The sequence below is a fragment of the Kribbella hippodromi genome, from assembly GCF_039531045.1.
GTDB classification, from domain to species: domain Bacteria; phylum Actinomycetota; class Actinomycetes; order Propionibacteriales; family Kribbellaceae; genus Kribbella; species Kribbella hippodromi.
The window spans coordinates 1-11,094 of record NZ_BAAAPH010000026.1; the positions used below are offsets into that span (position 1 = coordinate 1).

Genomic DNA, 11,094 nt, shown 5'->3' on the forward strand with positions numbered 1-11,094 from the left:
GGCGGTGAGATTCTGGGGGGCCACCCCGCCGTCTCAGGGGCCAGCCCCTGAGACGGCGGGCGGCGGGGTGCGGGCGGCGGCGTGGTGCCGTGTGGTGCCGCGTGGTGCCGGTGCCGTGTGGTGCGGGTGGGTTGGGGTGGGTGGAGGAGGTGCGGGTCAGGCGAGGGTGAAGCCGCCGGTCCAGGGGATTTTTTCGGCTGCGGCGAGGGTTAGTTGGAGGAAGCCCAGGGCCTCTAGTTCGCGTGCTCGCTTGAGGCCGCCGGCGTCGACGGCGCGCAGACCGCCGGCGGAGATGATCCCCGCGAGCAGCGCCTTGGCGTCGGCGTCGTCACCGGCGATCAGCACGCAGGTGGGCAGCTCTCCGGCCTTGCCCGACGCGACCGTGGCCGCGAACGTGGTGTTGAACGCCTTCAGCACCTTGGCTCCCGGCAACTTCCCGGCCAGCTCGCCGGCAGCAGACCCGTCCGCCGGAACAACCAGCGAGTCAAACGTCTCGAAGTTCAACGGGTTGGTGATGTCGACGACGACCTTGCCGGCCAGCTGCTCAGCACGATCAGCAACCACCTGGGCAAGCGCCGGGTACGGCACCGCCAGAATCACAACCTCGCCAGTCACCGCCTTGTCCTTGTCCCCCGAGCCGAACAGCTCCACGGTGTTACCGCCTTTGGCGACCACCGACGAGATCGCCTGCCCCATGTTCCCGGTACCGATGATGCTGACGTGCGTCATGCTTTCCGCTCCTTCGGTTATGGCTTCAACCCCGGACCAAACCGCCCAACCAACCGAACTCCTTGCTCCAGCCGAACTCCTTGAGCCGGCGAAACTCCTTGAGCCGGCTAGCGCGACTCGAGCAGTTCCTTCAGGCGGGCCAGGTCCTTGGTGTTCGCGCGGCGCATCGACGCTGCCATCAGCGGTGCGGCGATGCCGGCGAATCCACTTGGCTCGCCGCGGTTCCGCAAGGTCATCCGGGTGGTACCCACGCCGGCCGGAATCCACTCGTAGCTGGTCTCCATCGGGAACGGTCCTTGCGCCGTCCGCATCACCAGCCGCTGACCGGGCACCAGCTCGACCACCTCGTACGTGTACGTGAGCCGCCGTCCCAGGAAATGCGCGACGAAATCCATCCGCGACCCGACCGCGACCGGCGGCTCCGACTGCCACACCACCGACTCGATGTTCGCGTACCACTCCGGAGCGTTGGACGGATCACCCGCGTACGCCGCGACAACCTCCACCGGCCGGTCGATGACAAGCTCCGTCAGCACGTCGACTGCCATAACTCGAATGTAGCCCCCAGCAAGCACCTCACCCCAACCACCAGCAGCGCTCGGCGGCCCGGGTGAAGCTGCTGGTTCGGCGCAACCCCGCTCTGGCGGCCGACGCGACCGGCGGCCGCGCGCACCTGATGCGTCACGGGTGGGTGGTGCAGGTGGGTGGGTGGTGCCTTGGGTTGCGGGTGGTCCGGTGGTTCTGGAGGGGTGTGGCGGAGGGCGGGTGGGGGTCGGCTGGGGTGGTTAGCGGAAGTCGCGGGATTTGGTGCGGGTGGCTAGGGGGAGGCGTTGGAGGTGTTCGGCGGAGAGGTTGGTGACTGCGCCGGCGCGTTCGACGCGGCCGCGGATGATCAGGGCGGCGGCGTTGCGGGCGACGGCGGCGTGGTGGTGCCAGCAGCCGACGGTGATGATGATGTTGGCCATGCCGGTCTCGTCTTCGAGGTTCATGAAGGTGACGCCGGAGGCGGTGGCGGGGCGCTGGCGGTGGGTGACGACGCCGGCGACGCGGACGCGGGTACCGTTCGGCACTTCCTTGAGCTGGGCCGCGGACAGGATGCCCTCGGCGCGGAGCTGGTCGCGGACGCGTTGCATCGGATGGCTGCTGGTGGTGATCGACGTGGACCACAGGTCGGCCATGTCGGCCTCGACGTCGCTCATCCCGGGCAGGGTCGGCGGTGGCCCGGCCGCGGTGACGCCGGCCAGCTGCCCGGGACGTTCCTCGGCGGCCCGGCCCGCTTCCCACAGCGCCTGCCGCCGGTCGAGCCCGAAACCCTCGAACGCCCCCGCGGTCGCGAGCGCCTCGACCTGCGCGGCGGTGATCCCGGTCCGGCGGACCAGGTCGGCCATCTCGGTGAACGGCCCGCCGCGTTCCCGCTCCTCGACGATCAGCTTCGCGCCCTTCTCCCCGATCGTCCGCACCTCGGCCAGCCCGAGCCGGACCGCGAACGCACCGTCCCGCCGGTGCGCCGTGGTGTCGAAGGGAGCATCCGGATCGAAATCACCGACCGGCGGCTGCGGGTCGGCCAGGCACGCGTCCATCCCGGTCGGCCCGGTCAGCTCCTGCCCGTCGACCAGCAGCTCCAGCCCGGCGTCCACCCCGGACCGGTGCAGCTCCGGTCGCCGGATCTCGACCCCGTGCCGGCGCGCATCCGCGACCAGCGACTGCGGCGAGTAGAACCCCATCGGCTGAGCCCGCAACAGCGCGGCCAGGAACGCGGCCGGATAGTGCAGCCGCAGCCACGTGCTGGAGTAGACGAGCAAGGCGAAGCTGATCGAGTGTGACTCGGCGAAACCGAAGTTCGCGAACGCTTCGATCTTGGCGTAGATCTCGTCGGCCAGCTCGCCGCTGATCCCGTTGCCCGCCATCCCCGCGTACAGCTTGTCCTTCAGCGACGAGATCTTCTCGATGCCGCGTTTCGAACCCATCGCCCGGCGGAGCAGGTCGGCCTCGTCACCGTCGATCTCACCGACCGCCATCGCCATCTGCATCAGCTGCTCCTGGAACAGCGGCACCCCCATCGTCCGCTCCAGCACCGGCCGCAGCTTCGGATGCAGGTAGGTGATCGGCTCCTCCCCGGTCCGGCGGCGGATGTACGGGTGCACCGCACCGCCCTGGATCGGCCCCGGCCGGATCAGCGCGATCTCGGTGACCAGGTCGTAGAACCGGCGTGGTTTCAACCGTGGCAGCGTCGCCATCTGGGCCCGGGACTCGACCTGGAAGACACCCACCGAGTCCGCCCGGCAGAGCTGGTCGTACACCCCGGCTTCCTCGCGCGGGATCGTGTGCAGCTCCCACCCCTCGCCGATCTGCTCTTTGACCATGTCCAGGCAGTACCGCAGCGCGGCGAGCATGCCGAGCCCGAGCAGGTCGAACTTCACCAGCCCCATCCAGGCGCAGTCGTCCTTGTCCCACTGCAGAACCGTGCGGTTCTCCATCCGGGCGTGCTCGATCGGCACCACCTCGCCGACCGGCCGCTCGGTCAGCACCATCCCGCCGGAGTGGATGCCCAGGTGCCGTGGGAACTTCAGCAGCTCGGTCGCCATCGCCACCACCTGCGGCGGGATGTCGTGCTGGGTCGAGGTGATCTCCGGGCTCCAGCCGTCCACCTGTTTCGACCACGCGTCCTGCTGACCGACCGAGTACCCGAGTGCTTTGGCCATGTCGCGGACCGCCGACTTCGGGCGGTAGGAGATCACATTCGCCACCTGCGCCGCGTTGCGCCGGCCGTACTTCGTGTAGACGTGCTGGATCACCTCCTCCCGGCGCCCCGAGTCGAAGTCGACGTCGATATCCGGCTCCTCGGCCCGGGTAGTGGCCAGGAACCGCTCGAACGGAAGGTTGTACAGGATGCTGTCCACCGCGGTGATGCCGAGCGCGTAGCAGACCGCCGAGTTCGCCGCCGATCCCCTGCCCTGGCAGAGGATTCCGTTGTCGTGCGCGAACCGGACGATGTCCTCGACGATCAGGAAGTACCCCGGGAATCCCTTCTCCTCGATGACGTCGAGCTCACGCTCCAGCCGCTCGTACGCATCCGGTCGTTGCGCACGGGTCCCGTATCTCTGGGCGGCGCCCCGGAAGGTCAGCTCCCGCAACCACGACATCGGGTCATGACCCTCGGGCACGTCGCGCAGCGGCAGCTTCGGTTTCGCCCGGGCGAGGTCGAACGCGAGCTGCTCGGCCAGCGTCACCGAACGCGCCACCGCACCCTTGTACCGGTGGAAGCGGGCGGTCATCTCCGCGCCGGACCGAAGGAACGCCGCCCCGCTCGGCGGCAGCCAGCCGTCCATTTCGTCCAGGTCGCGGCGGGCCCGGACCGCCGCCAGCGCGGCCGCCAGCTTGTGCTCACTGGGGGCCGCGTAATGAACGTTGTTCGTGGCAACGACCGGGAGGCCGCGGTCGGCGGCCAGGGCGGCCAGCACCTGGTTCCGGGTGGTGTCCGTGGGCAGGTGGTGGTCGATCAGCTCGACCACCACCCGGTCCTTGCCGAACAGGGCAGTCAGCCGGTCCAGCTCCCACCCGGCCGCTGCCGGCCCGTTGGCATGGCCGCCGAGCTCGAGCGCCTGCCGGACCAGACCCTTCCGGCAGCCGGTCAGGATCACCCAGTGACCGGCGCCCTTCGCCGCCAGCCGCTCCAGCGAGTAGACCGGCTTCCCCTTCTCCCCACCGGCGAGCTGCGCCTCGGTGATTTCACCGGCGAGCCGGTGATACCCCTCCTGTCCTTCGGCGAGCACCAACAGGTGACTGCCCTCCGGGTCGGGCACCCCGTTCTGCGGACCGGTCAGGTCGAGCGACAGCTCCGCCCCGAAGACGGTCGGCAACGCGTACGCCGCCGCGGCCTCGGCGAACCGGGCCGCGCCGTAGAACCCGTCGTGATCGGTCAGCGCCAGCGCGTGCAGCCCCAGCCGGACCGCGGTCTCGACCAGGTCCTCCGGCTGGGAAGCACCGTCCAGAAAGGAGAAGTTCGAGTGCACGTGCAGCTCCGCGTACGGCACCGAATGCTCCGGGCGACGGACCAGGTCCGGTACGTACGGCCCGCGATGCTGGGACCAGGCCGGACTGTCCCCGCCGTCGCCCGTCACCGGCCGCCCACCATGACTCCCCGGCCGCGACCGATCCGACAGCTTCCGCTCCAGCTCCGACCACTTGATCGGCGGATTGTCGTACCCCATCCTCAACACCTCCCGTCGACGCCAAGAATAGAACACCTGTTCGAGCAAACGCCAATCGGAAACCCAGAAGAACTCTTCGCGAAGAACTCTTCTGGGTTTAGACTGAGGCCATGAGCGAACCCCCGGGCGACATCGTCCTGGACGCCGCCACCCTGCGAGTGCTGGCGCATCCCATGCGGCTGACCCTGCTTGAGCACCTGCGCCAGCGCGGCCCGGCGACAGCGCGACAACTCGCGGCGTACTACGAGATCGACTCCGGCGCGGCGAGCTACCACCTGCGGCGGCTGTCCGACGGAGGCCTGATCGAGGAGGACCACGAGCGCGGCACCCGGCGCGACCGCTGGTGGCGGGCTCGACATCGTTCGTCGGTGCACCAGCCGGCCGACAGCGATCCCGCTGAGCGGCAGGACAGCCGGGCGTACCTGAACGCGGTCCTGCTCGCATACAGCGAACAGCTACGCCGACTGGCCTACACGGCACCACTGCTGCCGGACGACTGGTACGAAGCGTCAGTGTTCAGCAACTACACGCTGCGACTGACACCGGAAGAACTGAACGAAGCAAAGGCCGAGCTGGCCGCGGTGATCAAGAAGTACCGCGACCGAGACACCACGACGGGCGTACCGGTCGCCCTCCAACTGCACGCGTTCCCACTGCTGGAACCGAACGACCCAGAGCCGAACACCCCAGAGCCAACCGATCCAGAGCCAACCGATCCAAAGCCAACCGATCCAGAGCCGACCGATGACGCTTGACGGCACCGCCACGCCCGCCGTCGCCTACCGCGACGGCAACGTCCTGCGCTGGGCAGCGGCCTACACCGCATCTGTCGGCGGCGACGTCGTCTTCTTCCTGACCCTGTCCTGGGCAGTGACCCGGATGGCCGGGCCTGCCGAGGTCGGCGCGGTGCTCGCCGTCGGAGCCATCCCCCGGGCGGTGCTGATGCTGCTCGGCGGAGTGATCGCCGACCGGTACGGACCACGCCGAGTGGTACTAAGCAGCGACCTCGCCCGCTGTCTGGTCGTGTTCGGCGCCGCCGCGCTGATGCAGTTCGCCGGAGCCGGACTGTGGATGTTGTTCGCCATCGCACTCGTCTTCGGCGTGATCGACGCACTGTTCATGCCTGCGGTCGGCGCGCTGGCGGGGCGGCTCACCGACCCGGGCCAGCTCGGCCGCGTGCAGGGACTGCGCATGCTGGCAGTCCGGCTCAGCAACGCGGTCGGCCCGATGATCGCGGCACTCGTACTGACCGCCGCAGGAGTCGCCGCCGGGTTCGGCCTGGCCGGCCTACTGTTCAGCTTGTCCGTCGGCCTGCTGCTGATGGTCCGCCTGAACCGCATCCAGCCCAACAGCGTACGAGCAGCAAACTCACCTTGGGGCGATCTCCAGGACGGACTGCGGCACCTACGCCGAAACCGGCAGCTGGCCCGGCTGGCTGTCGTGGTCGGGCTTGGCGAACTGTGCTTCAGCGGTCCGGTCGGCGTCGGCCTGGTCCTGCTGACCGCCGAACGGCACTGGAGCGCCGCCGTCCTCGGGTGGACCCTCAGCGCGTTCAGCATCGGCGGTGCCGTCGCCGGGGTGCTGCTCACCGCCCTGACACGCGTCCCGCGGGCCGGTGTCGCACTCGCATGCTCCCTGCTGATCACCGCCGTTCTGGTCGGCGCCCTGGGACAGGTCACGACGGCCGGCGCACTCATCGCCGGTTCCGCCGTGCTGGGTGTGACCAGTGGCGCGGCGTCGGCGATCGGCAACGCCCTGCTCCAGCACAAGACCGAACCGCAGTACCTCGGCCGAGTAGGTTCAGTGACTTCCCTGTGTACGTTGGGCCTGAGCCCACTGCTCTACCCGATCGCCGGTGTGGTCGCGGCTGCCTGGGGAACCGGGACCTTCTTCGCCGGCTGCGCGCTGGTCTGCCTGCTCGCAGCCGCAACCGCCGCGACCAAAACCATCCGTGGCTCCGAGCTCTAAACCAGTTGCCTACACCGGCAGGTGCGCTGTTAGCTTGCTGGAGTCCGTGACATCACAGTTGGAGGTGAGGCCCGATGAACGCTGCAGAGCGGTCGGTACTCCCCCACTCGTGGTCACGGGCGGGCGATTGACGTAGGTGTCGTCGGGAGTACCTGAAGAAGCCGGTACTTCCGAAGGAGCTACGTCATGAAATCTTCCAGCACGGCCATCGAAGTCGAGGGCATCGTCGTCGAATGCCTCCGCAACGCCAACTTCCGGGTCGAACTCAGCAACGGCCACAAGGTGCTCGCCCACATCAGCGGCAAGATCCGGAAGAACTACATCAAGATCCTCCCCGAGGACCGCGTCCTGGTGGAGCTCAGCCCCTACGACCTGAACCGGGGCCGGATCGTCTTCCGCTACCGCAACTGAGCCGAACCACCGATCCGAGCCGAACCGTCAACCTGAGCCGAACCGTTGTCGCCCATCCCACACACCTCCCGTCCCGATCAAGACTAGAACATGTGTTCGATCAGGCGTTAATCTGAAAACATGTTTGGTCGGTTCACGGTTCGCCCGTCCGACGACGGAACCAACAGGTTCGGCGTCTGGGACGGTGCGGTCAACGGGTGGCGTGCGACAGGAATCGACGACGAAGGGAAGGCGCGGGAGCTGGCCTCCGATCTTGATGTTCAATACGACGCGCACGGGCCGCGGGCGGCCGACGCGGTGCGGCACGTCGAACCCGCCCTGCGGGTGCAGCGGGCCAGTTGGTCGGACGGTGAGCTGGACGTCTGGGTCCGCGAGCACGGCGAGTGGATCGGCCGCTTCCGGGACCAGGACGGCAACGTCGTCTGGGTCCCGGGCGCGGACCTCCGACCGCTCTGAGGTCCCGGGCGCGGACCTCAGACCGCTCTGATCCCGCGCCAAGACCTAGACCGGGTAGCGGAAGATCGCGGCGGCCGCCGCCTTCTCGGGGACTTCGTCGGTACGGACGGCCAGGACCCGCCCGCCGGACTGCAGGGTTCGGCGGGCGAGTTCGTCGATGACGCCGTAGCTGGTGGCATCGTCGGCGGCCGGCGTGATCACGCCGGTTTCCTCGTCCACCTGGCCGGGGAACTTGTCGTCGATGTCGACGATCAGCGTGCCGACGGCGCCGAAGGTGGCGGCCCGGGCGATGGTGGCGAGGTCGGTGGAAGCGCGGCCTTGGGCGAAGCGCTGGTCGTACAGTTCGCCCACTTCGGCCAGCTGCTGGGCGTAGATCTGGTCCAGTACCGGCCGTGCCGCCGCCGCGAGGTCCGCGTCGGTGGCCTCTTCCGGACTGCCCGCGATACGCGGGGCAGCCAGATGTGGATACGTGTTGACCGACCGGTAGATCGCGTCCAGCGGCTCGGTGGCGGCAATGATCAAGGGCAGTTCCAGCCCGGTCAGTACGCCGCGCAGCGCCTGGTCGATCTTCCGAGCGTACTGGCGCAACCGCACCTTCTGGCCCTCGGAGCCCTGGATCCGGCCCACCGGCGCCCGGTCGGCGATCGACGACTTGCCGGCCGCCGACGCCGCGTCCTTCGGCAGCCCAGGGACCTCGACCGTGAACGGCGGACCGTCCCGCGTCACCTCGACGAGCCGCACAGCGCCACCGGCCAGCGCGAGCACGAACGCGGCCTGTGGAAAAGTCACCGCCCGCAGCAGCGGCTTCAGATAGAACCGGTCCCCCACCTCGACCAGGCTGGTCAGCTGGTTCGGCAGCCGGTACGTGGTGAGGCCGCCCGGCCACGCGAACACGGCCAGACTGCGCGCCTGCTCGGCCCAGAACCGGTTGTCCTCGACGAGTTCGTCCAGCGACTCCCGGATCTCCTCGGCCGTACGCCGGTCCGCACCAGCCGCCTCGAACTGCCGGGACGCCTCCGTGGCCAGGTTCTTCAGCTCGATCCGGTCCGCTTGCGCCTCCTGGGTGACCGGGCTGGTCGGCAGATAGATCGAGACGCTGAGCGGATCCCGCGCCCCGATCAGCCGTTCCAGCTCGGTCCGTGCGGGTATGTCCGTGTGCAGCGTCATACGCCCTCCCCTGTCACCGAGCCGAGGCTCAGCGGTTCGGCTTGGTCCCTGGTTTGTCGGATGCCGGCGGCTTCGGGTTCGGGTCACCGATCATCTTGCGGGGCGGTGCGACGAAGCGTGCGTTCGGCAGGCCGCGGACCGCGCCCTGCATGGCCGTCTCCCAGAGCGGTCCGGCGGTTCCCGAACCGGTCGGGTCGGCGATGTCGCGGCCGTTCAGCGTGTGCCCGTACATCAGGTTCGTGTACGGCAGGCTGGCGTCCGCGACCACCGCGGCCGCCGCCAGGTTCGGCGTGTACCCGGCGAACCAAACAGCCAGGTTCTGCTGGATCGTTCCGGTCTTGCCGCCCATGTCCCTGGTCCCGAACCGCAGCTTGCCACCGGTACCGCCCGGCATCATCACCGCGCTCAGCACCCGGTTCACCCCATCGGCGACCTGCCGCGGCAGCACCTGCTTGCAGTCGAACCCAGGCCCCGGAACCGGCCGCCCGGCCTTGTCCCGGACCGAGGTGACGACCAGCGGCTTGCAGTACTTCCCGCGCGCCGCGAAGGTCGCGTACGCGTTCGACAGCATCAGCGGCGTCACGTACCCGACGCCCAGTGTCATCGACACCACCTGGTCGAGCGGCTTGATCGACTGCGCGTCGTACATCCCGAGGTGTGAGGCGATCCGCGCGATCGAGCACAGCCCGGTCCGCTGGGACAGTTGCAGGAAGTACGTGTTCGTCGAGTACCGCGCTGCTTCGACCATCGTCAGGTCACCGCTGTGGGTCGAGTTCTTCGGCTGGTACGTCGGGTCGCGGGTCCAGCCGGAACAGGTCCGGAACCGCTGGTTCCGCAGGTCGATCTGCTCCGGTGAGTTGATCCGGTAGTCCATCGGGATGCCCTTGGACAGTGCCGCCGCGATCGTGAACGCCTTCATCGTCGAGCCGTTCTGGAAACCACCGTACCCACCGGCGTACGACTTCTCGACGTTGTAGTTGTAGTTGGTGTGGTACCGCCCGTTCCCGTACGGCTTGCTCTGCACCATCGCCTTGACCAGGCCGGTGCCCGGCTCGACCACCGTGATCGCGGCCACCGCCGTGTCCCGGGGCTTGGTGTGCTTGGCGATCGAAGCCTGCGCGGCCGCCTGCATCTTGGGGTCGAGCGAGGTACGGATCAGCAGTCCACCGGTCTTCAGGTAGTGATCGCGCTCCTTGACGGTCGCGCCGAGCGCCGGGTTGGCGAGCAGTTTGGAGACCGCGTACTCGCAGAAGAACGGGTACCGCGAGTTGGCGCACCCGTTCGGCACCGGCTCGACCTTGGCCAGGTCGATCGGCGTACGCAGCGCCTGGTTCGCCTGCGCGACCGTGATCACGCCGAGCTCGAGCATTCGTTTGATCACGACGTTCCGGCGCGCGGTGCCCCGGGACAGGTTGTTCACCGGGTTGTAGCCGGTCGGGTTCTTCACGATGCCGGCCAGCAGCGCCGCCTGCGGAAGGGTGAGCTCGGCGGCGCTGGTCCGGAAGTAGTGCTGCGCGGCGGCCTGGACCCCGTACGTGCCGGCGCCGAAGTTCGCCAGGTTCAGGTACCGCTCGAGGATCTCGTTCTTGGACAGCTCCCGCTCGACCGCGATCGCGTAGCGCAGTTCGGCCAGCTTCCGCTCGTACGAGACCTCGGTCGCCTTCGCCCGCTGTTCGGCGGTCCGCGCCTTCTCGACCAGGCTCATCTTCACGTACTGCTGGGTGATGCTCGATCCGCCCTGCTGCACCGACCCGCCGGACTGGTTGCGCAGCATCGCCCGGAGCGTGCCCTTGAGGTCAAGCGCGCCGTGCTCGTAGAACCGGGAGTCCTCGATCGCGACCATCGCCTTGCGCATGATCGGCGCGACCTGGGTGAGCTTGACCGGTAACCGGTTCTGCTCGTACAAGGTCGCGATCAGGCTGCTGTCCGCGGCCAGAATCCGGCTGCGGACGGCCAACGGATTGCTCTGGAACTCCTTGGGCAGGCTTTGGACGGTGTCCGCGACACTCGCCGTGCCGCGACCGGCGAAGCCCGCGAACGGGACCGCCAGCCCGGCCGCCAGCGCACCGGACAACACACTCACCACGATGAACATGATCATCGAGCGAGCCCACCTGCGACCGCCCCTGTCGGCACGCATTACTCCAGGCTA

The 11,094-nt window shown here is 68.6% G+C and carries 9 protein-coding genes; 4 read left to right on the forward strand and 5 right to left on the reverse strand.

The window, feature by feature from the left end; genetic code table 11:
- Positions 1–156: 156 nt before the first annotated feature.
- From ABD260_RS31405 to ABD260_RS31415, 3 genes are all read right to left on the reverse strand, one after another.
- Positions 157–729, reverse strand: coding sequence for an NADPH-dependent F420 reductase (locus tag ABD260_RS31405; RefSeq protein ID WP_344239423.1), 573 nt, complete (start codon positions 727–729; stop codon positions 157–159).
- A gap of 107 nt (positions 730–836) precedes the next feature.
- A complete protein-coding gene (locus ABD260_RS31410; protein ID WP_344239425.1) occupies positions 837–1,277 on the reverse strand; it encodes an SRPBCC family protein in 441 nt (146 codons plus the stop codon).
- A gap of 237 nt (positions 1,278–1,514) precedes the next feature.
- Positions 1,515–4,940 carry an error-prone DNA polymerase gene (locus ABD260_RS31415; protein ID WP_344239427.1) on the reverse strand — a complete coding sequence of 1,142 codons (3,426 nt, stop codon included), beginning with the start codon at positions 4,938–4,940 and terminating at the stop codon, positions 1,515–1,517.
- A gap of 110 nt (positions 4,941–5,050) precedes the next feature.
- On the opposite strand from ABD260_RS31415, the gene ABD260_RS31420 reads away from it, so the two are divergent.
- The 4 genes from ABD260_RS31420 (at position 5,051) to ABD260_RS31435 (ending at position 7,775) form a co-directional block, all read left to right on the forward strand.
- A complete protein-coding gene (locus tag ABD260_RS31420; RefSeq protein WP_344239429.1) occupies positions 5,051–5,695 on the forward strand; it encodes a helix-turn-helix domain-containing protein in 645 nt (214 codons plus the stop codon).
- The gene (locus ABD260_RS31425) at positions 5,685–6,908 is read left to right on the forward strand and encodes an MFS transporter (protein WP_344239431.1); all 1,224 of its coding nucleotides are present in this window, start codon (positions 5,685–5,687) and stop codon (positions 6,906–6,908) included. The genes ABD260_RS31420 and ABD260_RS31425 overlap by 11 nt, the downstream gene beginning before the upstream one ends.
- 186 nt (positions 6,909–7,094) lie before the next feature.
- Positions 7,095–7,319, forward strand: a complete 225-nt coding sequence (infA, locus tag ABD260_RS31430; protein WP_344239433.1) for a translation initiation factor IF-1 — start codon at positions 7,095–7,097, stop codon at positions 7,317–7,319.
- Positions 7,320–7,439: 120 nt separating this feature from the next.
- Positions 7,440–7,775: a hypothetical protein gene (locus ABD260_RS31435; protein ID WP_344239435.1), complete on the forward strand. Its 336-nt coding sequence runs from the start codon at positions 7,440–7,442 to the stop codon at positions 7,773–7,775.
- A gap of 45 nt (positions 7,776–7,820) precedes the next feature.
- Here the strand turns inward: ABD260_RS31435 and ABD260_RS31440 are convergent, their stop codons facing one another.
- Together ABD260_RS31440 and ABD260_RS31445 are read right to left on the reverse strand one after the other, a co-directional pair.
- Positions 7,821–8,942 carry a baeRF11 domain-containing protein gene (locus ABD260_RS31440; protein ID WP_344239437.1) on the reverse strand — a complete coding sequence of 374 codons (1,122 nt, stop codon included), beginning with the start codon at positions 8,940–8,942 and terminating at the stop codon, positions 7,821–7,823.
- 28 nt (positions 8,943–8,970) lie between these two features.
- Entirely contained in the window at positions 8,971–11,082 is a 2,112-nt protein-coding gene (locus tag ABD260_RS31445) for a transglycosylase domain-containing protein (protein ID WP_344239439.1), read from the reverse strand.
- Positions 11,083–11,094: the final 12 nt, after the last annotated feature.